Source organism: Kitasatospora sp. NPDC088742 (assembly GCF_055584905.1).
In genome coordinates this window covers 69,803-96,076 of sequence record NZ_JBVJLD010000022.1, presented here as the reverse complement: position 1 = coordinate 96,076, position 26,274 = coordinate 69,803, and the positions used below count along the sequence as shown (strand labels likewise).

The following is a 26,274-nucleotide window of genomic DNA, read 5'->3' as shown; positions in this document are numbered from 1 at the left end:
GGCTCCTCAGAGGCCGAGGCGCTCGCCCGGTTCGAGGCGGACGCCTCGGGCCCAGTCGGCGCCGCGCATCGGCTTCTTGCCCTGGGGCTGGACCTCGCCGAGCTCCACGTCGTGCGAGCCGGTGCCGACCCGGACGGAGTTCTTGCCGACCACGGCGAGTTCGCCGGGGGCCAGCTCCGCGCTGTCGGTCAGGAGCTTGACCGGGCCGGAGAGCTTGAGGCGCTCGCCGCGGAAGGTGGTCCAGGCGCCGGGGTTGGGGGCGCAGCCGCGGACCACCCGGTCGACCCGCAGGGCGGGGTGGGTCCACTCGATGCGGGCGTCCTCGACCGAGATCTTGGGGGCCAGGGTGACGCCCTCGGCCGGCTGCGGGACGCCGTGCAGGGTGCCGTCCTCCAGCCCGTCCATGGTGGCGGTCAGCAGCCGGGCACCGGAGACGGCGAGGCGGCCGAGCAGTTCGCCGCTGGTGTCGCTCGGGCGGATCTCCTCGGTGAGGATGCCGTAGACCGGCCCGGAGTCGAGCCCCTGCTCGATCAGGAAGGTCGAGGCGCCGGTGACCTCGTCACCGGCCAGCACCGCGTGCTGCACGGGCGCGGCCCCGCGCCAGGCCGGCAGCAGCGAGAAGTGCAGGTTGACCCAGCCGTGCTTGGGGATCTCCAGCGCGCCGGGCCGGATCAGGGCGCCGTAGGCGACCACCGGGCAGCAGTCCGGGGCGAGTTCGGCCAGCCGGGCCAGGAAGTCCGGGTCGCTCGGCTTGACCGGCTTGAGGACCTCGATCCCGGCCTCTTCCGCCCGCTGGGCCACGGGGCTGGCGACCAGCTTGCGGCCGCGCCCGGCGACCGCGTCCGGACGGGTGACCACGGCGACCACCTCGTGGCGGTCGGAGGCGATCAGGGCGTCCAGGGCGGGGACGGCGACCTCGGGGGTGCCGGCGAAGACGAGGCGCATGCGGGGGCCTTTCCTAGCGGTGGTTCTGAGCGGGCGTCAGGGAACGTCGGCGGGGCTCGCGCGGCGTCAGCGGGCGGAGCCGAAGGTGGAGTGCGGGGAGAGCCTGACCTGCGGCGGCGTGGCGCCCCAGTCGGCCTCGCGGATGGCCTTGAGCGCGGCCTTGCGCCGTTCGCGGTCGAGCCGGTCGACGAAGATGATGCCGTCGAGGTGGTCGGTCTCGTGCTGGATGCAGCGGGCCAGCAGCTGGGTGCCCTCCACCGTCACCGGGTCGCCGTACATGGTGAAGCCCTTGGCCACCACGCCGTACGCCCGCTTGGTGTCGAAGCGCAGGCCGGGGAGCGAGAGGCAGCCCTCGGGGCCGTCCTGCTCCTCCTCGCTGAGCGAGAGGTCGGGGTTGACCAGGTGGCCCAGCACGCCGTCCACCCGGTAGGTGAACACCCGGAGCGAGACGCCGAGTTGGGGGGCCGCGAGGCCCGCGCCGGGGGCGTCGACCATGGTGTCGGTGAGGTCCTTGACCAGCCTGCGCAGCTCCTTGTCGAAGGTGGTGACGGGCCGCGCGGTGGCCCGCAGGACCGGGTCGCCGAACAGCCGGATCGGCTGAATCGCCATGCTGGGGCTCTCCTGACGGTCGATCTGGCACGGGCAGCGGCCAGTCTATGCAATCCCGCCGTGCGATCCCGGGCCACCCGTTCGGCGGCACTTCTGGCATATCCCGTCTGCACGGGTCGCGTGACCAGCGGCGCACTCGGGCGTTGGTCAAGTGGGATTGACCGGGCCGCCGAGGCCCGGGCCGGGACCGGCACCCGGACGCAGCCGGAAGCAGCACGTAGGGGAAGAGGCCATGGCCGAGCAGATCAACCACGACGCCCGAGCGCGGGCCAGCCTGCACCTGCTGGTGCGCGACATCGAACGGGTGCGGCGCCAGGTGGACGCGCTGCGCACCCTCACCGCCCAGCTGGGCAACGTCTACCGCCCCCGGCGGCCCTCCACCTCCGCCGGGTTCGTGGTCTACGGCCGGGCTCCCGCGCCGACCGTCCGGCTGGCGCAGGAGCTGCGGGAGAGCGTGGAGACGCTGGTGGCGGCGGCCGTCGAGTTCGACCGCGCGCTGGGCTTCTCCTGGGACTCGGTGGGGTCGGCCCTGGGGGTCACCAAGCAGGCGGTGCACCGCCGTTACGGGATGCGGCGGCCCACCGGCGAGCTGCTCGCCACCTCCGTGCCCTCGCCCAGCCGCCCGCCCGAGGAGATGCCGCACGCCCGGCCGGCCGACGGCCTCCCGCACGCCCGACCCGCCGACGGCCTCCCGCACGCCCGGCCGGCCGAGGGCGTCCCGCTCGGCCGCCAGGCCCGCCCGGCGGAGGAGCACCCGCTCACCCGCAGCCTGCCGCCCGCCATCCCGCCGGCCCGCCACCCCGAGCACCCGGGCGTCCCGCTCCGCGGCTGACGGCGGCCCGCCCGGCGGCCAGCCCGGCCGTCACCCGGCGAGCACCACCAACTCCCGCGTCGTCCGGGTCATCGCCACGTACCGGTCCACCGCCCCCTCGACGCCCTCGCCGAACGAGGCCGGGTCGACCACCACGACCAGGTCGAACTCCAGGCCCTTGGCGAGCGTCGGGGTGAGCGACCGGACCCGGGGGTCGGCCGGCCGGTACCGCGGTGCGCCGATCACGCAGACGGTGCCCTCGGTGTTGTCGTCCAGCCACTCCTCCACCACCGCGTCCAGCTCCGCGACGGCCCCGTGCCGCACCGGCACCCCGCTGCTGCGGATCGACAGCGGCACGTTGGCGTCCGGCAGGGCGGCCCGGATCTGCGGCTCGGCCTCGGCCATCACCTCTTCCGGGGTGCGGTAGTTGACGGTCAGGGAGGTGACCGTGACGCGGTCCAGGCCGATCCGGTCCAGCCGCTCCTGCCAGCTCTCGGTGAAGCCGTGCCGGGCCTGCGCCCGGTCGCCGACCACGGTGAAGCTGCGGGAGGGGCAGCGCAGCAGCAGCATGTGCCACTCCGCGTCGGTGAGCTCCTGGGCCTCGTCCACCACCACGTGGGCGAACGGGCCGGCCAGGGGCTCGGCGGCCGCCTCGGGCACCGCGCCCGCGTCCAGCAGCGAGTCCTGGAGGTCACGGCCCATCAGCATGGTGACGGCACCCTCGCCGTCGTCGTCGGCGCCGGCCATCTCCCGGATGACGTCGTCCATCCGGGCCCGCTCGCCGGCCACGGCGGCCTTCTGACGCTGCTTCAGCCGCTCGAACTGCGGGTCGCCCAGCCGGTACCGGGCGGCGTCGAGCAGCGGCAGGTCGGCGGTGGTCCAGGCCCGGGGGTCGGCCCGGCGCAGCGCCCGGACCTCCTCGGGGGCCAGCCACGGCGCGCACAGCCGCAGGTACGCGGGCACCTCCCAGAGGTCGCCGACCAGGTCGGAGGCCTCGATCAGCGGCCACGCCTTGCGGAAGGAGGCGACCAGTTCCGCGTCCCGGCGCATCGAGCGGGAGAGCAGCTCGACCGAGATCCCGGCCTCCTCGTCCAGCTGCTCGTGCACCAGCGCGACCAGCTCGTCCCAGATCTGTCCGCGCGCCTCGTTGTGCGGGGTGCCGGGCTCCACCGCCTCGAAGGCCTGCGCCCAGTCCCGCGCGTTCAGCCAGAACTCGCCCCACTCGGTGGTGACCTTGGTGCCCTCGGTGGGCGCCTCCTCGTAGATCCGGACGGCCGACTCGATCGCCCCGACCATCTCCACGGTGGACTTCAGCCGGGCCACCTCGGGGTCGCTCTCGGCCGGCGCGGCGGCGCCCTCGGCGACCAGGTCGCGCAGGGTGCAGGTCCGCACGCCCTCCTCGCCGAGGCTGGGCAGCACGTCCGCGACGTAGTTCAGGTACGGCTGGTGCGGGCCGACGAAGAGCACCGCGCCGCGGCGGTGGCCCAGCCTGGGGTCGGCGTACAGCAGGTAGGCCGAGCGGTGCAGGGCGACCACGGTCTTGCCGGTGCCGGGGCCGCCGTCGACCACCAGGGCGCCGCGCGAACCGGCCCGGATCACCGCGTCCTGGTCGGACTGGATGGTGGCCAGCACGTCGCGCATCTTCGGCGACCGGGTGCTGCCGAGGCTGGCGATGAAGGCCGACTGGTCGTCCAGCGCGGCCCGGCCCTCCAGGCCCTCGGCGGTGAAGACCTCGTCCCAGTAGTCGGTGATCCGGCCCCGGGTCCAGCGGTAGCGGCGGCGGCTGGCCAGGCCCATCGGGGTGGCGTGGGTGGCGGCGAAGAACGGCTCGGCGGCCGGGGAGCGCCAGTCCACCAGCAGCCGGCGGCCGGCGGCGTCGGTCAGCCCGAGCCGGCCGATGTACACCGTCTCGCCGCTGCCCTCCTCCACCACGTGCCCGAGGCAGAGGTCGAGCCCGAAGCGGCCCAGCGCGCGCAGGCGCCCGGCCAGCCGGTGCACCTCGATGTCGCGGTCCATGGCGGCCCGGCCCGCCCCTCCGGGGGCCTTGCGGGCGGTGTCGAGCTGCTCGGTCAGCTCGGCGACGGTCTCCTCCAGGCTGGTCGCGATGGCGGTGAAGTGCCGCTCGTCGGCCGTGGTCAGAGCCGGGTCGGCCTTGGCGGCCAGACGGTCCGGCAGGTCGAAGGCGCTCTCGGTGGTGCGCGAACCTGATGCCGACATAGAGGTGTACAACTCGCGAATCTCCCATTTGTGCAGGTTCTGGCTTCGACCTGCGATTGTGGGGCATCAGGGGGGCCTTGCCACAAGGCCCCCCTCACGCTATAAGTTGGTAGTGGCCAGAAGAGTGCTTTCTCCCTCTTCCCGCCGCCGCTCCCCACCCTCTCAGCCCGTCAGGGCCAGCTCCGCCACCAGCGCCCGGTGATCCGTCCCCGCCAGTGTGTGTTCCGACACCTCCACCGGCCGCAGCGCCTCCCCGTGCAGCACGTGGTCGATCTGGATCACCGGCGGCAGCCCCGGCAGGTCGTGGTAGTCCTCCGGCCAGGTCGGCACCAGCCCCTTGCCCAGCTCCTCGTGCGTGTCGGCCAGTCCGGCGCTCAGCAGCTCGCGCATCGGCGCGTGGTCGAGGGTGGCGTTGAAGTCCCCGAGCATCACCGTGGTGCGGGCCGAGCGCGCCGCCTCCGCCTTCAACTCCCGCATTCCGTCAGCCCACTTGGCCGGATCCCCGACCGGGTAGAAGGTGTGCACGGGGACCACCCGCACGGCCTTCCCGCCCACCGTCACCTCACCCGCCGCGGCGGCTCCGGCCGTGGTGCCGGCCCCCACCGCCGTGAGCGGCGTCCGCGAGTACAGCACGGTGTCCCCGCTGGTGATCCGATGGGGCATCAACTCGGCCAGCCCGGCAACGTCCAGCCGCCTCGCCGCCACCGGGTTCAACTCCTCCGCCGCCAGCACGTCCACCCGCTGCTCCCGCACCAACGCCACCAGCGCCGCCGGGTCCACCCGCCCCTGGTAGACGTTGCTCGACGCCACCCGCAGCCGCGGCGCATCCACCGGCACCGCACCGGCGTCCGCCACCAACCGCGGCGCGAACCAAGCCACTTGGACCACCACCAGCAGCACCGCCGGCACCGCCGTCCGCCACGCCCGCAGCCCCAGCAGCCCCGCCGCCGCCAGCAGCGCCCCCAACGCGGCGTACGGCAGCGTGGCCATCGGCACCGCCCAGAACGTCCCGTCGTCGAACCCCCCGACCCGCACCGCCCCGAGGACCACCGCCGGCACCACCGCCAGCCCGCACAGCCCGTACCCCAGCCGCCACCACACCCCGCGCCGCCTCGCGGGAGCCCGCACCCCGCCCCCGACCACCCTCTCCGTCACCACACCCGCCACGGCACACCCCACTCCTTGATCACCACGTCCCGCCGGAGACGCCCCCGCCGCTCCTCACGGTTCCAGCACCCGTCCTCGTCCGGCCGCCCCCACCGGCCCACGAGGAGGCGGCAGTTCTCCCGCGCAACGTCCCCCCGTACGATCGCACCATGATCCAGGACGGCGAATCGATGCAGGGCGGCCTCTCCCTCGTACGGCGCGAGGGCGACACCATCCGCCGCCCCTGGCGGGCCTGGACCCCGGCCGTCCACGAGCTGCTCCGCCACCTGGAGCGCTCCGGCTTCACCACCGCCCCGCGCGTCCTCGGCGGCAGCGCCGCCTCCGGCGAGGAGGTCCTCTCCCTGATCCCCGGCGAAGTCGGCCTCACACCCTGGCCGGAGGCCCTCCGCAGCGACGAGGGCATCACCGCCCTCGGCCACTGGCTGCGCGACTACCACGAGGCCGTCCGCGACTTCCGGCCCCCGGCCGACGCCGTCTGGTGCGACCCGAACGCCCACTGGCGCCCGGGCCTGATCATCCGTCACGGCGACCTCACCCCCTGGAACACCGTCTGGTCCGACGACCGCCTCGCCGGCGTCATCGACTGGGACCTCGCCCTCCCCGGCGACCCCCTCCAGGACTTCGCCCAACTCGCCTGGTACACCGTCCCCCTGCGCTCCCCCGAACGCCAGACCCGCGCCGGCTTCGGCCCCTCCGGCGCACCCCTCGCCCGCCGCCTCCGCCTCCTCTGCACCGCCTACGCCCCCACCACCGACCCGGCCGCCGTCCTCGACGCCCTCGCCCGCCTCCAACGCGAGGAGACCACCCGCATCACCCGCCTCGGCCCCACCGGCGCCGACCCCTGGTCCACCTTCCTCCGGCGCGACTTCGTCCCCGACATCGAGGAAGAACGCACCTGGACCCTCACCCGCCGCACCGAACTCCTCGGCTAGTGCCGTGCCGGGCACGGCACTAGGCATCTGACGCCGGGTCACCACTGTGCAGCCCGGCGCACAACATCCCGAACCCCCGGAGCGCCGCCTCGACGGCCGCCTCCCGGGCCCGCGCGGGCGGCTCCCCCGCGGTGACCAGCCGTCGGAGCTCGCCCAGCACCGCCCGGTGCACCCCGGCGACGGCCCCCGCCAGGACGGCCGGCGGCACTCCGTCGGCCGGCACCACCTCCTGCGGACGCTCCGTCAGGGCGGCCGTCAGGGCGGCCTCGACGTGCTCGCCGATCTCCCGCTCCCGGGCGCGCAGCGCCGGGCTCTCCCGGATCACCCGCCAGAACGCGGGCGCACCGGCGCCGAGCCCGAGGGCCGGATCGTCCCGCCGCAGCGCGGCGAGCAGGTCGTCCCGGACGGCGGCCACCGGGCAGTCGCCCGGTGCCCGGTCGCGGACCAGCGCGGCGAGGTGCTGCTCCACCTCGGTCTGCCGGTCGAAGAAGAGGTCCTCCTTCGCCGGGAAGTAGTTGAACACCGTGTTGGTGGACACCCCGGCCAGCCGGGCCACCTCGGCGACCGTGACCCGGTCGAAGCCGCGCTCCAGGAACAGCCCGAGGGCGGTGTCGGCGATGGCCGTGCGGGTCTGCTGCTTCTTGGTCTCTCGAAGGCCCATGACGCACATGCTAGTGTCACCACAAATTTGGTGTGACACCAAAATTATGGAGGCCCTCATGACCCTGAGCTTCGGCATCTACCCCGGCGGGCTGCTCGGCGACGACCGGGGCGTCGTCCACCCGGTCAGCCCGGACGCCCCCGAGCGCGTCACCGCCGCCCTGACCGCTCTCCAGGGCGACGCCCGCACCCCGCTGTCCGTCCGGGCCTACCGCTCCTTCGCGCGGACCGCGACACCCGAGACCGTCCCCACCCCGGCCGAGCCGCACCGCCTCCTCGGCTACGGCCGCACCCTGGACCTGGTCCTCCAGTACCGCGAACCCTCCGGCGAGTTGGACGGCTGGCCGGAGTTCGTCCGGGAGGCCGTCCGGACCGGGGGCCCGCACCTGACGTCGGTTCAGATCTGCGAGGAGCCGAACCTCGCCCTCCCGACCGTCGACGGCAGCATGCCGAACGTCCTGAACGCCCTCGTCCAGGGCGTCCTCGCCGCCCGGGAGGCAGCCGACTCCCTCGGCCACCCCGTGGCGGTCGGCTTCAACGCCGTGCCGACCTTCGACCCGGCCGACACCTTCTGGGCCGACCTCGGCGCCCTGGCCGGCCCCCGCTTCCGGGAGAGCCTGGACCACGTCGGCCTGGACTTCTTCCCGGACGTCTTCCGGCCGCTCCCCGAGGACCAGTTGGCCGACGCCGTGACCGCCGTGCTCACCGCCTTCCGCCGGACCAGCCTCCCGCAGGCCGGCCTCCCCGCCACCCTCCCGATCCGGATCTGCGAGAACGGCTGGCCCACCGCCCCCGGCCGCAGCGAGCAGCGCCAGGCCGCCGTCCTCGACACCGTGGTCCGCACCGTGGCGGCACACGCCGCCGAACTCACCATCCAGGGCTACTCGTTCTTCGCCCTCCGGGACGCCGACAGCAGCGCTGACGGCCTGTTCCACCACTTCGGCCTGCTGCGCGACGACTACTCCCCCAAGCCCGCCTTCACCACCTACCGCCGCCTCATCCAAGAGCTCGGCACCCCGGCAGCCGCCCGACCCTGACCGCGAACCCGCCTGCCCGCAGCGCACCGGGAGGCCGAGGAGATCGGCCGCGCCTCCAACTCCCTCGACGAACGGGCGCACTTCATCGGCGGCACCGTCGACCGCGAGGAACCCCTCGGCCTCCGGCCGCCCCCGCCACTCTCAGGCCCCCTCCGGCCGGGCCGCCAGGATCCGCCCCAACAACCCCGTCAGCACGGCCCGTTCCTCCGCGTCCAACCCCGCGAACCACTCCTGCTCCCGCCGGGTCTGCTCGCCGAAGGCCTCCCGCACCGCCACCTGCCCCGCACCCGTCAGCGCCACCGTGACCGCCCGCCGGTCGTCCGGCAGCGGCCGCCGCTCCACCAACCCGTCCCGCTCCAGGGTGTTGACGGCATTGGTCACCGCCGACCGCGACATCGCCGACAGCTCCGCCAGCCGGGCCGGCTGCGTCGGCCCGAGCAGCCACAGCTTGAACATCAACCGGAACCCCGGCAACGTCCACCCCCGCGGCCGGTGGATCCGGCTCTCCAGATCGGCCACCACCAGGTACGACAGGTGCAGCAGGTGGTGCGCCAACGCGAACGCCTCCGGATCCGCCGGCGGCGGCATCCCCGCCAACCGCTCCCGCGCGTACTCGGCATACCTGAGGTCCGGACGATCAGTGCTCTCCACCCTCCGAGTCTCGCGCATCCCACCGCCCCACCCCCGCCGCCCCCTCCACTCCCTCCCCAAACGCCCTCGCCCCCTCCCCCTCCTCCCTCTCCCCCTCAAAGGGTCTTGCGCGCGACGCCCCGACAGGAGATTGTTACGGCCATAACATTCTCCCATCTCCGAAGGAGCGAAGCGCGTGCGCATCACCATCGCCGGCGCCGGCATCGGCGGCCTCGCCACCGCCCTCAGCCTGCACGCCGCCGGCCTCACCGACCTCACCGTCCACGAGGCCGCCCCCGAGATCCGCCCACTCGGCGTCGGCATCAACCTCCTCCCGCACGCCGTCCGCGAGTTGACCGAACTCGGCCTCGCCGACCGCCTCGCCGCCCTGGCCGTCCCCACCGCCGAACTCGCCTACTTCAACCGCTTCGGCCAGCCCATCTGGTCCGAACCGCGCGGCCTCGCCGCCGGCTACCGCTGGCCGCAGTACTCCGTCCACCGCGGCGAGCTCCAGCTGCTCCTCCTCGACGCCGTCCGCGAACGCCTCGGCGCCGACGCCGTCCGCACGGACAGCCGCATCACCGGCCTCGACGACGCCCCCGACTCCGACCTCCTGATCGGCGCCGACGGCATCCACTCCGCCGTCCGCGCCGCGCTCAACCCCACCGAGGGCGCACCCCCGTGGAACGGACTCGTGCTCTGGCGCGGCACCACCGTCGCCCCGCCCTTCCTGACGGGCCGTTCGATGATCATGGCGGGCGACGGCACCCAGAAGTTCGTCGCGTACCCGATCGGCGACGGCAGCCGGATCAACTGGATCGCCGAACAGCCGCTCCCGGGCGAGGCCCCCGACCGCGGCAACTGGAACCGCCCTGCCGAACCGGCCGCCGTCGCCGCCCACTTCGCCGACTGGCGCTTCGACTGGCTGGACGTCCCCGCCCTGATCACCGGTGCCGAGGCCGTCTACGAGTACCCGATGGTGGACCGCGACCCCCTGCCCTCCTGGAGCGCCGAGGGCGTCGTCCTGCTCGGTGACGCCGCCCACGCGATGTACCCGGTCGGGTCCAACGGCGCCTCCCAGGCCATCCTGGACGCCCGCGCCCTCGCCCACTCCCTCGCCACCACCGGCTCCCCCGCCGCGTACGAGGAGTCCCGCCGCCCGGCCACCACCGCCCTCCAGCTGGCCAACCGGCAGCAGGGCCCCGAGGTGGTGATGCGGCTCGCCCACGAACGCGCCCCGCTCGGCTTCACCGACATCGAGACCGTCGTCCCCCTCGCCGAGCGCACGGCCATCGCCGACGCCTACAAGCGCACCGCCGGCTTCGACCCGGCCGCCCTCAACTCCCGCCCCTCCTGGACCGTTTCCATCTGACCCCCGACCCGGAGCCCTCCACCGTGCACCTCGAACCCCTCGCCGACTTCACCATCGAGGTCGCCACCCCCCTCGACCTCGGCCCCTCCCCCCAGGGCCACCGCCGCATCGTCCCGATCACCGGCGGCCGCTTCACCGGCCCCCGCCTGACCGGCACCGTCCTCCCCGGCGGCGCCGACTGGCAGCTCCTCCACCCCGACGGCACCATCGCCATCGACACCCGCTACACCCTCCGCACCGACGACGGCGCCCACCTCCACCTCACCACCACCGGCCTGCGCACCGGCCCGCCCGAGGTCCTCGAAGCCCTCGCCGCCGGCCACCAAGTCCCGCCCACCGCCTGCTACTTCCGCCTCTTCTGCCGCTTCGAGTCGGGCGACCCGCGCTACCGGTGGCTGGCCCACACCCTCGCCGTCGCCACCGCCACCCGCACCCCGGACGCCGTCCGCTACACGGCCCACACCCTCACCTGAACCCACTGTTGAACGCGTTCAGATCTGTGCCATGATTCCTCTGCGCAGCTGACGGCCCGTCACGCCGCCCATCTCCCACGCCCGGAATCAGGAGCACCGCCATGTCCGTCGCCCATGTCGTCCTCACCGTCGCCAGCGCCCTCTGGGTCGGCTTCTCCGGCGTCTCCCTCGCCCGCCGCGCGGAGTTCGTCACCCAGCCGCTCGTCGACTACGGCGTGCCGCGCTCCTGGTGGACCCCGCTCGCCCTCGCCAAGCTCGCCGGAGCGGCCGGCCTCCTCCTCGGCCTCGCCGTCCCGGCCCTCGGCGTGGCCGCCGCCACCGGCCTGATCCTCTACTTCCTCGGCGCGGTCGTCGCCAACCTCCGCGCCCGCTCCTACAAGACCGTCCCCTTCCCCCTCCTCTACCTCACCCCGGTCGCCATCACCCTCGCCCTCGGCCTCGCCGCCTGACCACCCACCGGAACACCTCACAGCGGGTACGGGTACGCGTCCGTACCCGCTAGACTGCCTCCAGGTAGAGGCACGGATCCCCGTGCCGCCTCCCACCACGAGGAGCCCCCGTGGCCGATGCCAACGTCCGGATCCCCGCCGAGGCCCGTGACCGCCTAGCCGAGGTCGCCGCCGCCGAGCACCTCTCCCTCCGCGCCTACCTCGCCCGTCTCGCCGAGACCATCCTGACCCCCGCCGAACGTGCCGAGCGTGCCGAACAGGCCAGACGTCAGCTCCAGGCCTGGAACGGCTACGACCCCGACACCACCGACACCACGCTCCTGGACGCCGAGCTCGACCGCCGCCTGGCCCAGGCCGAGATCCGGTGACCGGCCTGCACGTGGTCCTCGACGACTCCGCCATGGTCGCCGCCGGACGCGGGAACCTCCTCGCTTCCCGCCTGATCCACCGCGCGCACTCCGAACCCGGCTGGTACCTCTACGCCCCCGCCTGCGCGCTGGTCGAGGCCGACCGCGAACGCCCCGGTACCGCCGAGCACCTCGCTGCCCTCCCCGGCGTCACTGTCCTCGAGCTCGACCTCCCCGCCGCCCTGGCCCTCGCCGCCGACACCACCTGGGCCCAGGCTCACACCCGCTACGCCGCAGCCCCCACCCCCGACCGGCCGGACGGCGCGGTGGTCGCCACCGTCGACCCGTCCCGCTGGAAAGGCGAACCCGTCCGGGTCATCGACCTGACGCCCTGAACAGTGCCTCAGACTCCGGCCACCGCACCGGCGAGCCCCCGCAGGTCCGCAGGCCCGCGGTAGAGCACCGCCGTCATCCCCTCCCGCCGCGCCGCCTCCACGTTCGTCCGACTGTCATCCACGAACACGCAGCGGCCGGCCGGGACCCCCACCAGCTCGGCCGCGATCCGGTAGACCGCCGGGTCGGGCTTGGCGATGCCCAGCCGCGCGCTGCTGACCACGTGGTCGGCCAGGTCGTCGATCCCGAGCCGCTCCAAGTCCTCCTCCAGCCAGGTCGTCGCGTTGGTCACCAGCACCACCGGCACCACCCGCCGCACCCGCCGGACGAGCTCCGCCGCCTCCCCGTCCACCCGCGACGGCGCGTGCGCGAACGCCGCCGCCAGCTCCTCCGCCAGTTCCCCCGCCGGCTGACCCGGCACCAGCTCCACCAGCGCAGCCGCGATCGAGGCGGCCCACTCCGCCCGCCCGATCCGTCCCAGCAGCAGCGGCAGGTCCCGCTCCGGCGCGAACCCGATCGCCGCCGTGGTCCCGGGTTCCAGCCCGGCCAGCCGCTCCAGCCGGTCCACCTCGTCGTACTCGTAGAACCGGATCACGTTGTCCAGGTCACACAGCAGGGCGTCGAACCCGAGAGCGCTCATACCGCCGATCCTGTCACCACGTCAGCACCCCACCGCCGCCCGGGCCCCGGCCCACCCGCGGTCCAACCAGCACGCCCGGCCGAAGGCGAGGCCCGTACCGACGGCGGGTCCGGCCCGAACTCCCCGGCGGCAGTGTCCTGACAAGGCCGTCGCGGTCACTCCGGATCGGTGTCCTCGTCGAAGTCGCCCAGGTGGAGCGGGACCACCGGCGGCCCGCCGTGGAGCAGGTCGGTGAGCAGCCCGGCCATCCCCTTCGGCCGGACGGTCTCGCGGGTGGTGGCCAACTCGTCCAGCCGCCACCACCGGTGACCGTGGCCCGCCTCCGCCGTGTCGACCCGGACCTGCTCAGCCTCGGCGGCTGTGACCCGCAGCAGCCGGTACTCCTCGTACTGGTCGTAGCCCTGCCCGTCGACGCTGAACAGCGCCTGCCGGGTCCAGATCTGCGGGCCGAACCGGTCGGCAGGCAGGTCTAGCGCGGTCTCCTCCCGCACCTCCCGCACGGCGGCCGCGAGTTGGTCCTCACCCCGCTCCACTCCCCCACCCACGGTGAACCACCAACCGGCGCCCAGCCGCCGCGGATCGCGCGCGCGGAGCAGCAACAGCCGCTCCGCCTCGTCGACCAGCAGCACCCGGGACGTCCTGCGCCTACGCCGCTCCAGCCGATCCACCTCGTCCTGCTCGTGGAACCGGATCACGTTGTCGAGATCGCACAGCAGTGCTTCGACCAGGCCCCGTGGTCCGTCGACCGACCCCAAAGGGTGGTGCGTAGGAACCATGCCTGTGACCACTGCCGCGCCCCTCGACACCCCCGCCTCAGCAGACACGCTCCATCCCGAGCGCACTCCCCACCGGAGCCGCCCGCCCTAGCGCCCGGACCTCCGGGAGCGTCTCGACGAACGCCACGATCCCGTCCAGCGCCACCGCCCGCTCGGGGCCGAGGGGTTCGAAGCGGAAGTCCGTCCCGCCACCCCGGGTCGGCGACCGACCGGGCCCCGCCCACCCCACGTCGTCACCGAAGAGCAGCGTGAGCTCCACGCTCCGCAGCTCCAACTCCCCGTTCTCCCACACCCCCACCTGGCGCGCGAACCCCAACGAGGGCCGCCCGCCGTGCCAACTCCACCGCCCCCACTGCACGATGAACCCGTCGCCGTCCTCCTCCGCCGACGCGATCCCGCCCAGCGGCAGCTGCGCGAACTCGCGGAACGCCTCCCACGCCCGCCCCACGTCCACCACCGCGTCCGGGTCCAGCCCGTGCGCCCGGAGGATCCGCGCGAAGGCCGAGGCGGCGTCGGTCCACCGCACGACCGCGCTCACCCCGGATCGCCCCCCTCGGTGAACTCCCCCAGGTGCAGGGCCGGTCCGGGCGGCCCCGCGCGCAGCAGGTCGCCGAGCAGGACCGCCATCCGCTCGGGGTAGACGGTCTCCTCCGTGGCCGCGAGCTCGTCCAGGGTCCACCAGTGGTGGCCGTGGGTAGCCTCCGCCGGGTCGACGCGGACCCGCGCCGCCTCCGCCGCGGTGAGCCGCAGCAGCCGGTACTCCTCGTGCTGGTCGTAGCCCTGACCGTCGTAGCTGAAGAACGCCCGCCGGGTCCAGACCACCGGGCCGAACCGCTCGGCGGGCAGCACCAGCGCGGTCTCCTCCCGCAACTCCCTTACCGCGGCACCGAGATGGTCCTCCCCCTGGTCCACCCCACCACCCACGGTGAACCACCACCGGTGGCCCACCCGGCGCGGATCGCCCCCGCACAGCAGCAGCACCCGCCCGGTCTCGTCGACCAGCAGCACCCTCGACGCCTCACGCCTGCGCAGCTCCACGACCACCGACCCTACCCCCGCACCGGCGGCGCCCAACCCGCCTCGTGCAGCCGGGCGAAGCCGTCCAGCAGCAGGTCCAGCGCGAACTCGAACTCGAACTGGTCGTCACACCCGCCACCGACCACGACCGACGCCTCGTCATGCCCCGCCCCCGCCAGCTCCGCCAGCCGCGGGAAGGCCGCCACGAACGGAGCCGGCGGCGGCCCGGACCCACCCGAGGCCTGGAACAGCTCCTGGCTGAAGCCCAGCAGCCGGCTCCCCATCGCGTGCATCACGTGGTGCGTCAGCTGCACCGACAGCCCCCCGCCCCGGAATGCCTCCGCCATCGAGTCGAGGTACGCCAGCACGGCCGCCGTCGGCACCGGCCGGCCCTCGATCACCCGCGCCGCCCACGGGTGGAGCAGCAGCGCCGCCCGCGCCGAGAGCACCCGCGCCCGCACCACCTCCCGCCAGGGCCCCTCCCCCACCGGGGCGATCTCGGCGAGCACCGCGTCCACCATGCCGTCGAGCAGCTGCTCCTTGTTGGCGACGTGCTTGTAGAGCGCCATCGGCACCACGCCCAGCTCCTGGGCCAGCCGCCGCATGCTCAGCGCCTCGATCCCGATGCCGTCCGCCAGCTCCACCGCCGCCGCCAGCACCCGCCCCCGGTTCAACGGCTCCCGCCGCACCGCCCCACCGGACACCCCACCAGCCATCCCACCAGCCATCCCACAACCCCTCTCAGCTCGGACACTTGACCGAGTGTACGGCGTACGCCTACGGTGATGCCCTATCAGAAGGTGTACGCCGTACACCAGGGGAGGACCGTCATGCATCCGGACCGCAAGACCGCCGTCATCACCGGCGCGCTGTTCCTGCTCACCGAAGTCGCCGCCGTCGCCGGGATGTCGCTCTACCGACCGCTGCTCGACGGCCAACCGGGCTCGGGCACCCGCGCCCTGCTCGGCGTGCTCGCCGAGATCGTCCTGGTCACCGCCGTGGTCGGCACCGGCGCCGTGCTCCACCCGGTCCTCAGCCGGCGCAGCGCAGCCGCCGCCCACTCCTACCTGGCCGGCCGCCTGCTCGAGGGCGCGGTGATCGCCGTCGGCATCCTCAGCGTCCTCACCCTGGTGACGATCCCTCAGGAGGCGAGCGGCCGGGAGCTCCTCGTCGCCCTCCACCAGCAGACGTTCCTCCTCGGCCCGAACGTCGCCCTCGGCCTCAACACCACCGTCCTGGCGTACGCGCTCCACCGGGCCCGCCTGCTCCCCCGCCCGGTCACCGCCCTCGGCCTGCTCGGCGGCCCGCTGATCCTCGCCTCCGCCGTCGCCGTCCTGTTCGGCGCGTACGAGCAGGTCTCAACGGCAGGCGCACTCGCCGCCCTCCCGGTCTTCGCCTGGGAGGTCACCCTCGCGGTCCGCCTGCTGAGCCGCGGGTTCGAGAGCCCTCAGCCGATGTCGAGCGGATCCACCCGGATCTTCACCGAGTCCGGCGGCCGCAGCGCCACCCGCGCGATCTGAGCCGCCTTCAGCGCGGCCGCCAGCGCGGCCCCCTGACCGGGCGCCACCCGCAGCAGCGCCCGCTCCAGCTCGACGCCCCGCCCGCCGGAGGCCGGCACCGGCCCCAGTACGTCGGCGCCCTCCGGCAGGCGGATCAGCCCGAGCAGGTCCTCGACCGCCTGCGCCGAGCCGGTCACCGAGGCCATCCGGGAGACCGGCGGAAAGTGCAGCTGGGCCCGCTCCGCCAGCTCCAACCCCGCGTGCCCGGCCGGGTCCCAGCGCACCAGCGCCTGCACCGGCCGGGCGGTCGGCTCGGCGACCACCACCACCGCGCCACCGTCCGACGCCGGCCGCACCAGCCCGGCCGCCGCCATCCACAGCCGCAGCGCCTCCTCCCCGGCCCGCAGATCCGGTCGGCCCAGCAGCGCCCAGCCGTCCAGCAGCAGCGCCGCCGCGTAGCCGCCCTCGGCCACCGGCTCGGCCCCCGGCGTGGAGATCACCAGAGCCGGCTCCCCGGACACCACCGACAGCACCGAATCCCTCCCCGAAGTGCGCACCGGCACCCGGGGGAAGGCCTTGCCCAGCTCCTCCGCCGTCCGCCCCGCCCCGACCACCTGCGCCCGCAGCCGGAACGAGCCGCACTCCACGCAGTGCCAGTCCGGCTCCTCCCGCCCGCACCAGGCACAGCTCAGCACCGCCCCGGCGGAGCCGGAGGCCAACGGTCCCTCACATGTCCGGCAGCGCGCGGGAGTCCGGCACCGGCCACACGCCAACCGGGGCACGTAGCCACGCCGGGGCACCTGGATCAGCACCGGCCCGTGCGCCAGCGCGTCCCGGGCCGCCTCCCAGGCCGGGCGGGGCAGCCGGGCGTACTGCGCGGCCTCGTCCCGCCCCTGGTCCTGGTCGGTCACGGTCCGCACCCGCGGCGCGGTCGAACGCACCACGGCCCGGGGAGCGGCCAGCGGCCGGGCCCACCCCGTCGACAGCAGCTGCGCCGCCTCCACCGTCATCGAGAGCCCGCCGAGCAGCACCCCGGCCTTCTCCTCCGCCGCCCGCAGCAGCGCCACCTCGCGCACGTGCGGGTGCGGGGCGCGCTGGTCGCTGTGGTTGCCGTCCCCGTCGTTCCAGACCACCACCAGCCCGAGGTCGCGCACCGGGGCGAACATCGCGGCCCGCGTCCCGATCACCGCCCGCACCGAGCCCCGGCTCACCGACAGCCAGCGCCGGTACCGCTCGCGCGGCCCGAGGTCGGCGGCCAGCGCGACGTGCCGGCCCTCGCCGAGCAGCGCGGTCAGCGCCTCGTCCACCCGGGCCACCGACCGCCCCTCGGGCAGCACCACCAGTGCGCCCCGGCCCCCGGCCAGGGTGGCGGCCACCGCCCGGGCGATCTCCGACGGCCAGTCAGGGCCGGGCAGCGCCGTCCAGACCGCGCGCGGGGCCACCCCGTCCCGAAGGGCCGTCAGGTACTCCGGGCCCTCCTCGTACCGCGACCAGCTCTCGGCCGAGGGGAACGGCGGGTCGGGCAGCGGCTCGGGCGAGGGCTCCGCCTCGGCCTGGGCGTGCCGCGGCGGCACGGCGAGCTGGAGCACGTCGGCCAGCGAGCCCGCGTACCGGTCGGCGACGGTGCGGCACAGTCGCAGCAGAGGGGGCGTCAGCACCCGCTCCGGGGAGAGCACCTGGGCCAGCGGGGCCAGTACGCCGGGGAAGTCGGAGTGCTCCAGCCGGGCCACCACGAAGCCGTCGTGCAGCTCCCCGCCCTCGCGCCGCCCGTTGGTCCCGACCCGGGCGCCGAACCGGACCCGGACCCGGACCCCGGGCTGGGCCTCGTCCGCCAGGTTGGCGGGCACCGCGTAGTCGAAGAACTTGTCCAGGCTGAGCAGCCCCTTGTCCACCACCACCCGGGCCACCGGCAGGTGCTCGGCCAGCTGCGCGCCGCGCCACGTCCGGGGCTTGGCCCTGCGGACCGTGTCCCGGATGAAGGCCAGCTGCTCCCCGGTGTCGGCCGTACCGCCCTCGTCTGTGCTGCTCATCGCCCCAACATCTATCAGACCGCACCGACGACACGACGAAGCGGCGGCCACCCCGCGAGGGGTGACCGCCGCTCACGACGAGGAGCGTCAGGCCTGGACGGCCTTCTTCAGCTGCTCGACCCGGTCGGTCCGCTCCCAGGTGAAGTCCGCGTCGTCACGGCCGAAGTGGCCGTACGCGGCGGTCTTCGCGTAGATCGGGCGGAGCAGGTCGAGGTCGCGGATGATCGCGGCCGGGCGGAGGTCGAAGACCTCGGAGACCGCGGCCTGGATCTTCAGCACCGGGACGGTCTCGGTGCCGAAGGTCTCCACGAACAGGCCCACCGGCTCGGCCTTGCCGATCGCGTACGCGACCTGGACCTCGGCGCGCGAGGCCAGGCCCGCGGCGACGATGTTCTTGGCGACCCAGCGCATCGCGTAGGCGGCCGAACGATCCACCTTGGACGGGTCCTTGCCCGAGAAGGCGCCGCCACCGTGGCGGGCCATGCCGCCGTAGGTGTCGATGATGATCTTGCGGCCGGTGAGGCCGGCGTCGCCCATCGGGCCGCCGATCTCGAAGCGGCCGGTCGGGTTGACCAGCAGGCGGTAGCCCTCGGTCACCAGCTTGATGCCGTCGTCGGCCAGCCGCTGCAGCTCCGGCTCCACGACGAACTCGCGGATGTCCGGGGTGAGCAGCGAGTCCAGGTCGATGTCGCTCGCGTGCTGCGAGGAGACCACCACGGTGTCGAGGCGGACGGCCTTGTCGCCGTCGTACTCGATGGTGACCTGGGTCTTGCCGTCGGGGCGCAGGTACGGGATCTGGCCGTTCTTGCGCACCTCGGAGAGACGCTTGGAGAGCCGGTGCGCCAGGGTGATCGGCAGCGGCATCAGCTCGGGGGTCTCGTCGCTCGCGTAGCCGAACATCAGACCCTGGTCGCCGGCGCCCTGCTTGTCGAGGTCGTCCTCGTCGCCCTCGACCCGGGCCTCGTACGCGGTGTCGACGCCCTGCGCGATGTCCGGGGACTGCGCACCGATGGAGACCGAGACGCCGCAGGAAGCGCCGTCGAAGCCCTTCTTCGAGGAGTCGTAGCCGATCTCCAGGATCTTCTCCCGGACGAGCTGGGCGATCGGAGCGTAGGCCTTGGTGGTGACCTCACCGGCGATGTGCACGAGGCCGGTGGTGATCAGCGTCTCGACGGCGACCCGCGAGGTGGGGTCGGCCGCGAGGAGCGCGTCCAGGATGGTGTCGCTGATCTGGTCAGCGATCTTGTCGGGGTGCCCCTCGGTGACGGACTCCGAGGTGAACAGGCGGCGAGACACAGCGCTCCCTGGGGTTGCAGCGGCTGCTGACTGAATGCCCGGCGGTCCGGACATCCGGAAAGACTTCGATTCCGCGAGTGTAACGGTCCGCTACCAGTCGGCGGCATCCCCCCTCAAGGATTGAGATGGAATCGACCGTGCTCCGAGCTCAGCCCAGGCGGCCCGCGACGGCGTCCCAGACCGCGTCTGCCAGCGATTCCTTGGGACCGTCGGCGATCTCGGCCTCGGTTCCGTCCGCGCTCAGCAGAACCGCCGCATTGGTGTCCTGACCGAAAGCCTTACCGCCGCCCACTTCGTTGACGACCAACAGGTCGCAGCCCTTGCGCGCCAGCTTCGCCCGCCCGTTGGCGAGCACGTCGTCGGTCTCGGCGGCGAAGCCGACCACCACCTGGCCGGGGCGGGCCCGGTGGGCGGAGAGCTCGGCCAGGATGTCGGGGTTGCGGACCAGCGCGACCGGCGCCGGGTCCTGCCCGTCCACCTTCTTGATCTTCCCGGTGGCGTACTCGGCCGGCCGGAAGTCGGCCACCGCGGCCGCCATCACCACGGCGTCCGCGTCGGCCACCGCCTTCAGCGCGGCCTCCCGCAGCTCCAGCGCGGTGGAGACGTGCACCACGTCCACCCCGGCCGGGTCCGGCAGGGTGGCGTTGGCGGAGAGCAGGGTGACCCGGGCCCCGCGCGCGGCGGCGGTGGTGGCCAGCGCGTAGCCCTGCTTGCCGGAGGAGAGGTTGCCCAGGTAGCGGACCGGGTCCAGCGGCTCCCGGGTGCCGCCGGCCGAGACCACCACGTGACGGCCCGTCAGGTCGGCGTCCAGGCCGCCGCGCTCCAGCACCCGGCGGCAGGCCTCGAAGATCGCGGAGGGCTCGGGCAGCCGGCCCTTGCCGGTGTCCTTGCCGGTGAGCCGGCCGACGGCGGGCTCCAGCACGATCACGCCCCGGCGGCGCAGGGTGGCCACGTTCTCCTGGGTGGCCGGGTGCTCCCACATCTCGGTGTGCATGGCGGGTGCCAGCACCACCGGACAGCGGGCGGTCAGCAGGGTGTTGGTGAGCAGGTCGTCGGCCAGGCCGTGGGCGGCCTTGGCCATCAGGTCGGCGGTGGCCGGGGCCACCACCACCAGGTCCGCCTGCTGGCCGATCCGCACGTGCGGGACCTCGTGCACCCGCTCCCAGGTCTCGGTCGCGGCCGGGCGGCCCGAGAGGGCGGCCCAGGTGGCCTCGCCGACGAAGTGCAGCGCGGCGGCGGTCGGCACCACGGTCACGGCGTGGCCGGACTCGGTGAACCGGCGCAGCAGCTCGCACGCCTTGTACGCGGCGATGCCGCCGCTCACGCCGAGGACGACATTGGGCGGGCTGGCGTTCATCGCGGTGGCTCTCTCTGCCGGGCGGGCGGGGACGAGCCCCACCCTACGACCCATCAGAAGCCCGTCGCACCATGGCCCGCGACACACCCGCGGCAACACGAGAGGGCCCGCCGGAGCAGTTGCTCCGACGGGCCCTCCGCGACGTACCGGGAGACTCAGGCGGCCTCGACGGCCTCGGCCGTCAGCATGCCCGCGTTGATCTCGCGCAGCGCGATCGACAGCGGCTTCTCGTGCACGTGGGTGTCGACCAGCGGGCCGACGTACTCCAGGAGGCCCTCACCGAGCTGCGAGTAGTACGCGTTGATCTGACGCGCGCGCTTGGCGGCGTAGATGACCAGGCTGTACTTCGAGTCGGTCGCCTCGAGCAGCTCGTCGATCGGCGGGTTGATGATGCCCTCGGGCGCGGTCATGGAAGAGGACACGCGAAAACCTTCCGAAAGAAGAAACAAATCCTGAGCAGAAAGAACTGCTCAGGCTACACCGAGCAACCTTAGCAGTTCGGCGGACACCTGCTCGACGGAGTGGTTGACCAGCGTGGTGTCGAACTCCGGCTCGGCCGCGAGCTCGACCTTGGCGGCCTCCAGCCGACGGTCGATCACGTCCTGCGGCTCGGTGCCCCGGCCGGTGAGCCGGCGGACCAGCTCCTCCCAGCTCGGCGGACCGAGGAAGACCAGCTGGGCCTCGGGCATCGACTCCCGGACCTGCCGGGCCCCCTGGAGGTCGATCTCCAGCAGGACCGGCTTCCCGTTCGCCAGCTTCTCCAGCACGGCCGCGCGCGGGGTGCCGTAACGGTTCCCGGCGAACACGGCCCACTCCAGCAGCTCGCCGTTGGCGACCAGCTTCTCGAACTCGTCGTTGTCGACGAAGTAGTAGTGGACCCCGTTCTTCTCGCCGGGCCTCGGATGCCGGGTGGTGACCGACACCGAGAGCCAGAGCTCGGGGTGCTGCTTCCTCAGATGAGCGACGACCGTGCTCTTGCCGACCCCCGAAGGGCCGGAGAGCACGGTCAGCCGCGGACGTTCACTCATGCACCGATTATCCCGGATCGCGGACGTTCCGGGGACCACCGGGTCGGCACCCGGCTGTGGCTCCCGATACCGAGAGAGCCGTGGTCAGGAGGCCGTGGAACCGAACTCCCGCTCCAGCGAAGCGATCTGGTTCGTCCCGAGCCCGCGCACGCGGCGGCTCTCGGAGATCCCCAGGCGCTCCATGATCTGCTTGGCGCGGACCTTGCCGACGCCGGGCATGGACTCCAGCAGTGCGGAGACCTTCATCTTGCCGATGACCTCGTCATCGGCCTTGCCCGCCTTGATCACGTCGTGCAGCGAGGCACCGGAGTGCTTCAGCTTGTTCTTCACATCGGCGCGCTTCCGACGGGCTTCGGCAGCCTTCGCGAGCGCGGCGGTGCGCTGTTCAGGGGTAAGGGGCGGAAGAGCCACGCCGTTCACCTCAGGTGTAGATGGAAGGAAATGAGCTATGACTGGGTGGTGCCTTCGAAGCGCACCGAAATGCAGAACCTCACGGCTCTGACCTGCGAGAGCAACGGTTCCGCCGCCCCTCGGTGACCTCTCGCCGGACACTACCCAACTTGAGGCCGCGCGTCAGGAAAAGAACACGAAAAGTCCTGGTCAGCCAAGGTCGACCAGGACTTTTCCGGGCAAATCAGCCGCCCTGACGACTCATCGGCCGGGCCGCTGTGACGCGCCTCACAGGACGCCCGTCACATCCTCCGTTACTTCACCACCGCCGCGATCTCCTCGACGAAGCGCTCCGAGGCCGCCCGCAGGGCCGCCACCGAGGGCCCGTGCTTGAGCACGTCCCGGCTCACGCTGGGCAGGACGTTCCCGACCGAGTCGCCGAACACCCGGGGCAGGTCGGCCGCCGTGGCCCCCTGGGCGCCGACCCCGGGGGCCAGCAGCGCGCCGTTGATCGCGAGGTCCGCCCCGGCCTCGGCCAGGGTGGCACCGACCACCGCGCCGAAGGAGCCGAGCGGCTCGGCACCCTCGTTCTCCGCCTTCAGCCGGTTCAGCACGCCCTGGGCCACCGTCAGGCCGTCGGCGCCGACGGCCCGCTGGACCTCGTGGCCCTCCGGGTTGGAGGTGAGCGCCAGCGCGAACAGGCCGCAGCCGTTGGCCTTCGCCAGGTCCACGGCCGGCTGCAGCGACCCGAAGCCCAGGTACGGCGAGACGGTCAGCGCGTCCGAGAACAGCGCCCGGTCCGGTGACAGGAAGGTCTCCGCGTAGGCGGCCATGGTGGAGCCGATGTCACCGCGCTTGGCGTCCATCAGCACCAGCGCGCCCGCCTCGCGGGCCTCGGTGACGGTCCGCTCCAGCACCGCGATGCCCCGCGAGCCGAACCGCTCGAAGAACGCGGCCTGCGGCTTGAGCACCGCCACCTCACCGGCCAGCGCCTCGACCACGGTGCGGCTGAAGGCCTCCAGGCCCGCGATGTCGTCGTTCAGGCCCCAGGCGGCGAGCAGCGAGGCGTGCGGGTCGATGCCCACGCAGAGCCGGCCGCGGGTCTCCAGGGCGGCGGCGAGGCGGGTACCGAAGGGAGCGAGCGTCATGACGGCCTTTCAGGTGGAATCCGCGCGGTGGGCGTACCCCACCGCGTCCGTGTACTTCGCGAAACCCCGGGCCGCCAGCTCGGTGCGCAGCTCGTCGAGGATGCGCAGCGGGGCGGTCGGGTCGTGGAACAGCGTGGTGCCGACGGCGACCCCGGCGGCACCGGCCAGGGTGAACTCCAGGGCGTCCAGCCCGGTCCGGAGCCCGCCCATGGCGAGGATCGGCACCCTCGGGATGCGCCCGGCCAGCATCTCCGCGTGCACCTGGTGCACGCAGCGCACGGCCAGCGGCCGGATCGCCGGGCCGGACAGCCCGCCGGCCGCGCCGCCCGGGGCGGGGCGCATGGTGACCGGGTCGATGGCCATCCCGAGCGGGGTGTTGATGAGTGACAGTCCGTCGGCACCGGCCTGCACGCAGGCGGCGGCGATCTGGGTGACCGAGGTGACGTCCGGGGAGAGCTTGGCGTAGACCGGCAGCTCCGCGTCGGCCTCCCGCCGGACCGCCCGGACCACGTCGTAGGAGGTGGCGGGGTTGCAGGCGAAGACCTGGCCGCGGTCGGCGGCGTTCGGGCAGGACAGGTTGACCTCGATGCCGACCACTCCGGGCCGCCCGCGCAGCCCGGCGGTGACCTCGGCGAACTCCTCCAGCCGCTCCCCCGCGACCGAGACCACCACCCGGGCACCGCGCTCCGCCAGCCAGGGCAGCTCGTCCCGGACGAACCCGGCCAGGCCGGCGCCCTGCAGCCCGACCGCGTTCAGCATCCCCGACGGGGTCTCCGCCATCCGCGGGGCGGCCCCGCCCGGCCGCGGCGCCGCCATCACCGTCTTGGTGGTGACCGTGCCCAGCGCGTCCAGCGGCACGAACTTGGCCAGCTCCCGCCCGTACCCGGCGCAGCCCGAGGCGGTGGTCAGGGGGTTCGGCACCGTACGGTGCCCCAACGGCGCGGTGAGGTCGACTTCCTGAGGGTCCATCAGACCGCCGCCCCCACCGAGGCCCAGCGCACCCGCGCCCCGTCGAACACCGGCCCGTCCGTGCAGGACCGCACCGAGCGGCTCACCCCGTCGGCCCCGACCACCGGCAGGACGCAGGTCGTGCAGAGCCCCGTCCCGCAGGCCATCGTCTCCTCCACCGCCGTCCAGCACCTCGCGCCCAGCTCCCCGGCCGTCCCGGAGACCTCCGCCAGCATCGGCGTCGGCCCGCAGGCGTACACCACCGTGGCGTCGATCGCCTTCATCGCCTGGGCCACCACCTCGGTGACCACCCCGGTCAGCCCCGCCGAACCGTCCTCCGTCACCACCAGCACGTCCTGCGTCAGCTCCCGGGCCGCCGCCACCCCGAACAGCCGCCCCTCGGTCGCCGCCCCGAGGATGAACCCGACCTGCCCGCCCCGCCGCCGGATCTCCTCCGCCAGCCCGAACAGCGCCGCGCTCCCGTACCCGCCGGCCACCAGCAGCGCGCTCACCGGCCCCTCCGGCACCGGGAACGGCGTCCCGAGCGGAGCGATCAGACTCAACCGCTCCCCCACCCTGCTGCGCACCAACTCCCGTGTCCCCGCGCCACGTTCAGCCACCACCAGCTCGACCGTCCCGCCCCCGACGTCGGCCCGGTGAATCCAGAACGCCCGCCGCAGCAGCATCGCCCCACCCACCCCGAGCGTCGCGAAGTGCCCCGGCCCCACCCGCCGCGCCACCTCCGGCGCCCGCAGCACCAACCGCCGGTACACCCCGGCCGCCACGGACTCCACCAACTCCGCCTCGGCCACCACTGGATGGGCCATCAGATCTCACCTTCGTAGAACGTCCCGCTACGAACCAAGAACGAGCACCGGACCATTCGGCAACCAGGGGCGCGAGGAACTGCGCGCAGGGGAACGGCACTTGCCGCACTCCGCATCGCACAGTCCCCCCACCCCCGCTCCCGGTCAGGCCTTGGCCGTCCCCACAGCCTCAGCGATGCTCGCGTACCCGCTCGCCTTCAACCGCGCCGCCAACCCCCGGTGCATCCGCCGCATCCAGAACGGCCCCTCGTAGATGAACGCGCTGTACCCCTGCACCAGATCCGCCCCGTGCGTGATCCGCTCCCACGCGTCGTCCGCCGTCTCGATGCCGCCCACGGCGACCAGCACCAGCCGCCCCTGGGTCCGCGCCCGCAGCCGCTGCAGCACCTCCAGCGACCGCGCCTTGAGCGGAGCCCCCGACAGCCCGCCCATCCCGATCTCCTCCACCCGGGCGGCAGGCTCCCGGAGCCCCTCCCGCCCGATCGTGGTGTTGGTCGCGATGATCCCGTCCAGCCCGATCTCCATCGCCATGTCGGCGATCGCGTCGATGTCCTCGTCCGCCAGGTCGGGCGCGATCTTCACCAGCAGCGGCACGTGGTGCGGCACCGACCGGTCCGCCGCCCGCCGCACGTCGACCAGCAGCGGAGCCAGCGCCGACACCGTCTGCAGGTTCCGCAGCCCCGGCGTGTTCGGCGACGAGACGTTCACCACCAGGTAGTCGGCGTGCTCCGCCAGCCACTGCGTGCTCTTCACGTAGTCCTCGGTGGCGTCGGCCTCCTCCACCAGCTTGGTCTTGCCGATGTTGACGCCGACCACCGGCGTGAGTCCCGTCCGGGCCCGCCCCGCCAGCCGCGCGGCGACCCGTGCCGAGCCCTGGTTGTTGAACCCCATCCGGTTGATCAGCGCCCGGTCCTCGACCAGCCGGAACAGCCGCGGCGCCGGGTTCCCGGGCTGCGGCTCACCGGTCACCGTGCCGATCTCGACGTAGTCGAAGCCCAGCATCGACAGCCCGTCGATCCCGATCCCGTTCTTGTCGAAGCCGGCGCCCAGCCCGAACGGGCCCGGCAGGTCGAGGCCCAACGCCGTGGTGCGCAGCGAGGCGTGACGCGGCGCCAGCACCAGCCTCACCAGCTGCCGCAGCCCGGGCACCGAGGCGGCCAGCCGGATCCAGAAGAAGGCCAGGTGGTGCGCCTTCTCCGGGTCCATCTTCTTGAAGACCAGATCGAACAGCAGCTTGTACACGACGGGGTGCACCCTTCCTCGGAGCCGGATTCGG

Annotated in this window: 30 protein-coding genes; 9 read left to right on the top strand and 21 right to left on the bottom strand. The window is 73.7% G+C overall.

The window, feature by feature from the left end:
* Positions 1 to 6: 6 nt before the first annotated feature.
* Both fmt and def read right to left on the bottom strand, forming a co-directional pair.
* A complete protein-coding gene (gene fmt, locus ACZ6ZR_RS19090; protein WP_465643762.1) occupies positions 7 to 945 on the bottom strand; it encodes a methionyl-tRNA formyltransferase in 939 nt (312 codons plus the stop codon).
* A 66-nt stretch (positions 946 to 1,011) separates the two neighbouring features.
* Positions 1,012 to 1,554, bottom strand: coding sequence for a peptide deformylase (gene def / locus ACZ6ZR_RS19085; RefSeq protein WP_465643760.1), 543 nt, complete (start codon positions 1,552 to 1,554; stop codon positions 1,012 to 1,014).
* 232 nt (positions 1,555 to 1,786) lie between these two features.
* Between def and ACZ6ZR_RS19080 the strand changes: the two genes are divergently transcribed.
* Positions 1,787 to 2,386, top strand: a complete 600-nt coding sequence (locus tag ACZ6ZR_RS19080) for a hypothetical protein (RefSeq protein ID WP_465643758.1) — start codon at positions 1,787 to 1,789, stop codon at positions 2,384 to 2,386.
* A gap of 30 nt (positions 2,387 to 2,416) precedes the next feature.
* Here ACZ6ZR_RS19080 and helR read toward each other — a convergent pair whose 3' ends face one another.
* Positions 2,417 to 4,582, bottom strand: coding sequence for an RNA polymerase recycling motor ATPase HelR (gene helR, locus ACZ6ZR_RS19075; protein ID WP_465643757.1), 2,166 nt, complete (start codon positions 4,580 to 4,582; stop codon positions 2,417 to 2,419).
* A gap of 162 nt (positions 4,583 to 4,744) precedes the next feature.
* Positions 4,745 to 5,749 (bottom strand): endonuclease/exonuclease/phosphatase family protein, encoded by a 1,005-nt coding sequence (locus tag ACZ6ZR_RS19070; protein ID WP_465643755.1) that lies wholly within the window; start codon positions 5,747 to 5,749, stop codon positions 4,745 to 4,747.
* Positions 5,750 to 5,898: 149 nt separating this feature from the next.
* Between ACZ6ZR_RS19070 and ACZ6ZR_RS19065 the strand changes: the two genes are divergently transcribed.
* On the top strand, positions 5,899 to 6,681 hold the full coding sequence (locus ACZ6ZR_RS19065; RefSeq protein WP_465643753.1) for an aminoglycoside phosphotransferase family protein: 783 nt from the start codon (positions 5,899 to 5,901) through the stop codon (positions 6,679 to 6,681).
* 19 nt (positions 6,682 to 6,700) lie between these two features.
* Here the strand turns inward: ACZ6ZR_RS19065 and ACZ6ZR_RS19060 are convergent, their stop codons facing one another.
* On the bottom strand, positions 6,701 to 7,342 hold the full coding sequence (locus ACZ6ZR_RS19060; protein ID WP_465643751.1) for a TetR/AcrR family transcriptional regulator: 642 nt from the start codon (positions 7,340 to 7,342) through the stop codon (positions 6,701 to 6,703).
* 58 nt (positions 7,343 to 7,400) lie between these two features.
* Between ACZ6ZR_RS19060 and ACZ6ZR_RS19055 the strand changes: the two genes are divergently transcribed.
* Entirely contained in the window at positions 7,401 to 8,378 is a 978-nt protein-coding gene (locus ACZ6ZR_RS19055; RefSeq protein ID WP_465643749.1) for a hypothetical protein, read from the top strand.
* Positions 8,379 to 8,519: 141 nt separating this feature from the next.
* Here ACZ6ZR_RS19055 and ACZ6ZR_RS19050 read toward each other — a convergent pair whose 3' ends face one another.
* A complete protein-coding gene (locus ACZ6ZR_RS19050) occupies positions 8,520 to 9,029 on the bottom strand; it encodes a MarR family winged helix-turn-helix transcriptional regulator (RefSeq protein ID WP_465643747.1) in 510 nt (169 codons plus the stop codon).
* A gap of 175 nt (positions 9,030 to 9,204) precedes the next feature.
* Between ACZ6ZR_RS19050 and ACZ6ZR_RS19045 the strand changes: the two genes are divergently transcribed.
* The 5 genes from ACZ6ZR_RS19045 to ACZ6ZR_RS19025 all read left to right on the top strand — a co-directional run bounded on the left by ACZ6ZR_RS19045 (position 9,205) and on the right by ACZ6ZR_RS19025 (position 12,044).
* Positions 9,205 to 10,380, top strand: coding sequence for a flavin-dependent oxidoreductase (locus ACZ6ZR_RS19045; protein ID WP_465643745.1), 1,176 nt, complete (start codon positions 9,205 to 9,207; stop codon positions 10,378 to 10,380).
* Positions 10,381 to 10,403: 23 nt separating this feature from the next.
* Entirely contained in the window at positions 10,404 to 10,853 is a 450-nt protein-coding gene (locus ACZ6ZR_RS19040; RefSeq protein WP_465643743.1) for a DUF3237 domain-containing protein, read from the top strand.
* Between the two features lie 101 nt (positions 10,854 to 10,954).
* Positions 10,955 to 11,302 (top strand): DoxX family protein, encoded by a 348-nt coding sequence (locus ACZ6ZR_RS19035; protein ID WP_465643741.1) that lies wholly within the window; start codon positions 10,955 to 10,957, stop codon positions 11,300 to 11,302.
* Between the two features lie 110 nt (positions 11,303 to 11,412).
* Positions 11,413 to 11,670: a hypothetical protein gene (locus tag ACZ6ZR_RS19030; protein WP_465643739.1), complete on the top strand. Its 258-nt coding sequence runs from the start codon at positions 11,413 to 11,415 to the stop codon at positions 11,668 to 11,670.
* A 5-nt stretch (positions 11,671 to 11,675) separates the two neighbouring features.
* Entirely contained in the window at positions 11,676 to 12,044 is a 369-nt protein-coding gene (locus ACZ6ZR_RS19025) for a PIN domain-containing protein (RefSeq protein ID WP_465643807.1), read from the top strand.
* 8 nt (positions 12,045 to 12,052) lie between these two features.
* Here the strand turns inward: ACZ6ZR_RS19025 and ACZ6ZR_RS19020 are convergent, their stop codons facing one another.
* From ACZ6ZR_RS19020 to ACZ6ZR_RS19000, 5 genes are all read right to left on the bottom strand, one after another.
* On the bottom strand, positions 12,053 to 12,682 hold the full coding sequence (locus tag ACZ6ZR_RS19020) for an HAD family hydrolase (protein WP_465643737.1): 630 nt from the start codon (positions 12,680 to 12,682) through the stop codon (positions 12,053 to 12,055).
* Between the two features lie 155 nt (positions 12,683 to 12,837).
* Positions 12,838 to 13,377, bottom strand: a complete 540-nt coding sequence (locus ACZ6ZR_RS19015) for an NUDIX hydrolase (RefSeq protein WP_465643735.1) — start codon at positions 13,375 to 13,377, stop codon at positions 12,838 to 12,840.
* Between the two features lie 118 nt (positions 13,378 to 13,495).
* Positions 13,496 to 13,996, bottom strand: a complete 501-nt coding sequence (locus tag ACZ6ZR_RS19010; RefSeq protein WP_465643733.1) for a hypothetical protein — start codon at positions 13,994 to 13,996, stop codon at positions 13,496 to 13,498.
* Positions 13,993 to 14,496, bottom strand: coding sequence for an NUDIX hydrolase (locus ACZ6ZR_RS19005; RefSeq protein ID WP_465643731.1), 504 nt, complete (start codon positions 14,494 to 14,496; stop codon positions 13,993 to 13,995). The genes ACZ6ZR_RS19010 and ACZ6ZR_RS19005 overlap by 4 nt, the downstream gene beginning before the upstream one ends.
* A gap of 11 nt (positions 14,497 to 14,507) precedes the next feature.
* On the bottom strand, positions 14,508 to 15,191 hold the full coding sequence (locus ACZ6ZR_RS19000; protein ID WP_465643729.1) for a TetR/AcrR family transcriptional regulator C-terminal domain-containing protein: 684 nt from the start codon (positions 15,189 to 15,191) through the stop codon (positions 14,508 to 14,510).
* A gap of 114 nt (positions 15,192 to 15,305) precedes the next feature.
* Here ACZ6ZR_RS19000 and ACZ6ZR_RS18995 point away from each other — a divergent pair, with 114 nt between their 5' ends.
* Positions 15,306 to 15,995, top strand: coding sequence for a DUF4386 domain-containing protein (locus tag ACZ6ZR_RS18995; protein ID WP_465643727.1), 690 nt, complete (start codon positions 15,306 to 15,308; stop codon positions 15,993 to 15,995).
* On the opposite strand, the gene ACZ6ZR_RS18990 is transcribed toward ACZ6ZR_RS18995, so the two are convergent.
* From ACZ6ZR_RS18990 to ACZ6ZR_RS18945, 10 genes are all read right to left on the bottom strand, one after another.
* Complete coding sequence (locus tag ACZ6ZR_RS18990) at positions 15,923 to 18,004, bottom strand: primosomal protein N' (RefSeq protein WP_465643725.1); 2,082 nt, start codon at positions 18,002 to 18,004, stop codon at positions 15,923 to 15,925. The two genes, ACZ6ZR_RS18995 and ACZ6ZR_RS18990, sit on opposite strands and share 73 nt — an antisense overlap.
* Before the next feature lie 87 nt (positions 18,005 to 18,091).
* Positions 18,092 to 19,300, bottom strand: a complete 1,209-nt coding sequence (metK, locus tag ACZ6ZR_RS18985) for a methionine adenosyltransferase (RefSeq protein ID WP_465643723.1) — start codon at positions 19,298 to 19,300, stop codon at positions 18,092 to 18,094.
* A 148-nt stretch (positions 19,301 to 19,448) separates the two neighbouring features.
* Positions 19,449 to 20,657 carry a bifunctional phosphopantothenoylcysteine decarboxylase/phosphopantothenate--cysteine ligase CoaBC gene (gene coaBC / locus ACZ6ZR_RS18980; protein ID WP_465643721.1) on the bottom strand — a complete coding sequence of 403 codons (1,209 nt, stop codon included), beginning with the start codon at positions 20,655 to 20,657 and terminating at the stop codon, positions 19,449 to 19,451.
* Between the two features lie 155 nt (positions 20,658 to 20,812).
* The gene (gene rpoZ / locus ACZ6ZR_RS18975; RefSeq protein ID WP_030056185.1) at positions 20,813 to 21,079 is read right to left on the bottom strand and encodes a DNA-directed RNA polymerase subunit omega; all 267 of its coding nucleotides are present in this window, start codon (positions 21,077 to 21,079) and stop codon (positions 20,813 to 20,815) included.
* 48 nt (positions 21,080 to 21,127) lie between these two features.
* Positions 21,128 to 21,685, bottom strand: a complete 558-nt coding sequence (gene gmk, locus ACZ6ZR_RS18970) for a guanylate kinase (protein ID WP_465643719.1) — start codon at positions 21,683 to 21,685, stop codon at positions 21,128 to 21,130.
* An 84-nt stretch (positions 21,686 to 21,769) separates the two neighbouring features.
* The gene (mihF, locus tag ACZ6ZR_RS18965) at positions 21,770 to 22,096 is read right to left on the bottom strand and encodes an integration host factor, actinobacterial type (RefSeq protein ID WP_345283306.1); all 327 of its coding nucleotides are present in this window, start codon (positions 22,094 to 22,096) and stop codon (positions 21,770 to 21,772) included.
* 293 nt (positions 22,097 to 22,389) lie between these two features.
* The gene (gene pyrF, locus ACZ6ZR_RS18960; RefSeq protein WP_465643717.1) at positions 22,390 to 23,223 is read right to left on the bottom strand and encodes an orotidine-5'-phosphate decarboxylase; all 834 of its coding nucleotides are present in this window, start codon (positions 23,221 to 23,223) and stop codon (positions 22,390 to 22,392) included.
* 9 nt (positions 23,224 to 23,232) lie between these two features.
* On the bottom strand, positions 23,233 to 24,192 hold the full coding sequence (locus ACZ6ZR_RS18955; protein WP_465643715.1) for a dihydroorotate dehydrogenase: 960 nt from the start codon (positions 24,190 to 24,192) through the stop codon (positions 23,233 to 23,235).
* Positions 24,192 to 24,998, bottom strand: coding sequence for a dihydroorotate dehydrogenase electron transfer subunit (locus tag ACZ6ZR_RS18950; RefSeq protein ID WP_465643713.1), 807 nt, complete (start codon positions 24,996 to 24,998; stop codon positions 24,192 to 24,194). Before ACZ6ZR_RS18950 ends, ACZ6ZR_RS18955 begins: the two co-directional genes overlap by 1 nt.
* A gap of 144 nt (positions 24,999 to 25,142) precedes the next feature.
* Positions 25,143 to 26,240, bottom strand: coding sequence for a quinone-dependent dihydroorotate dehydrogenase (locus ACZ6ZR_RS18945; protein ID WP_465643805.1), 1,098 nt, complete (start codon positions 26,238 to 26,240; stop codon positions 25,143 to 25,145).
* Between the last annotated feature and the right edge of the window lie 34 nt (positions 26,241 to 26,274).

What these genes read in the sequence shown, in the direction of transcription:
- fmt (WP_465643762.1), bottom strand. Translation starts at nt 945, where the DNA reads ATGCGCCTCGTCTTCGCCGGCACCCCCGAGGTCGCCGTCCCCGCCCTG.
- def (WP_465643760.1), bottom strand. Translation starts at nt 1,554, where the DNA reads ATGGCGATTCAGCCGATCCGGCTGTTCGGCGACCCGGTCCTGCGGGCC.
- ACZ6ZR_RS19080 (WP_465643758.1), top strand. Translation starts at nt 1,787, where the DNA reads ATGGCCGAGCAGATCAACCACGACGCCCGAGCGCGGGCCAGCCTGCAC.
- helR (WP_465643757.1), bottom strand. Translation starts at nt 4,582, where the DNA reads ATGTCGGCATCAGGTTCGCGCACCACCGAGAGCGCCTTCGACCTGCCG.
- ACZ6ZR_RS19065 (WP_465643753.1), top strand. Translation starts at nt 5,899, where the DNA reads ATGATCCAGGACGGCGAATCGATGCAGGGCGGCCTCTCCCTCGTACGG.
- ACZ6ZR_RS19060 (WP_465643751.1), bottom strand. Translation starts at nt 7,342, where the DNA reads ATGGGCCTTCGAGAGACCAAGAAGCAGCAGACCCGCACGGCCATCGCC.
- ACZ6ZR_RS19055 (WP_465643749.1), top strand. Translation starts at nt 7,401, where the DNA reads ATGACCCTGAGCTTCGGCATCTACCCCGGCGGGCTGCTCGGCGACGAC.
- ACZ6ZR_RS19035 (WP_465643741.1), top strand. Translation starts at nt 10,955, where the DNA reads ATGTCCGTCGCCCATGTCGTCCTCACCGTCGCCAGCGCCCTCTGGGTC.
- ACZ6ZR_RS19020 (WP_465643737.1), bottom strand. Translation starts at nt 12,682, where the DNA reads ATGAGCGCTCTCGGGTTCGACGCCCTGCTGTGTGACCTGGACAACGTG.
- ACZ6ZR_RS19000 (WP_465643729.1), bottom strand. Translation starts at nt 15,191, where the DNA reads ATGGCTGGTGGGGTGTCCGGTGGGGCGGTGCGGCGGGAGCCGTTGAAC.
- ACZ6ZR_RS18995 (WP_465643727.1), top strand. Translation starts at nt 15,306, where the DNA reads ATGCATCCGGACCGCAAGACCGCCGTCATCACCGGCGCGCTGTTCCTG.
- ACZ6ZR_RS18990 (WP_465643725.1), bottom strand. Translation starts at nt 18,004, where the DNA reads ATGAGCAGCACAGACGAGGGCGGTACGGCCGACACCGGGGAGCAGCTG.
- coaBC (WP_465643721.1), bottom strand. Translation starts at nt 20,657, where the DNA reads ATGAACGCCAGCCCGCCCAATGTCGTCCTCGGCGTGAGCGGCGGCATC.
- gmk (WP_465643719.1), bottom strand. Translation starts at nt 21,685, where the DNA reads ATGAGTGAACGTCCGCGGCTGACCGTGCTCTCCGGCCCTTCGGGGGTC.
- pyrF (WP_465643717.1), bottom strand. Translation starts at nt 23,223, where the DNA reads ATGACGCTCGCTCCCTTCGGTACCCGCCTCGCCGCCGCCCTGGAGACC.
- ACZ6ZR_RS18955 (WP_465643715.1), bottom strand. Translation starts at nt 24,192, where the DNA reads ATGGACCCTCAGGAAGTCGACCTCACCGCGCCGTTGGGGCACCGTACG.
- ACZ6ZR_RS18950 (WP_465643713.1), bottom strand. Translation starts at nt 24,998, where the DNA reads ATGGCCCATCCAGTGGTGGCCGAGGCGGAGTTGGTGGAGTCCGTGGCG.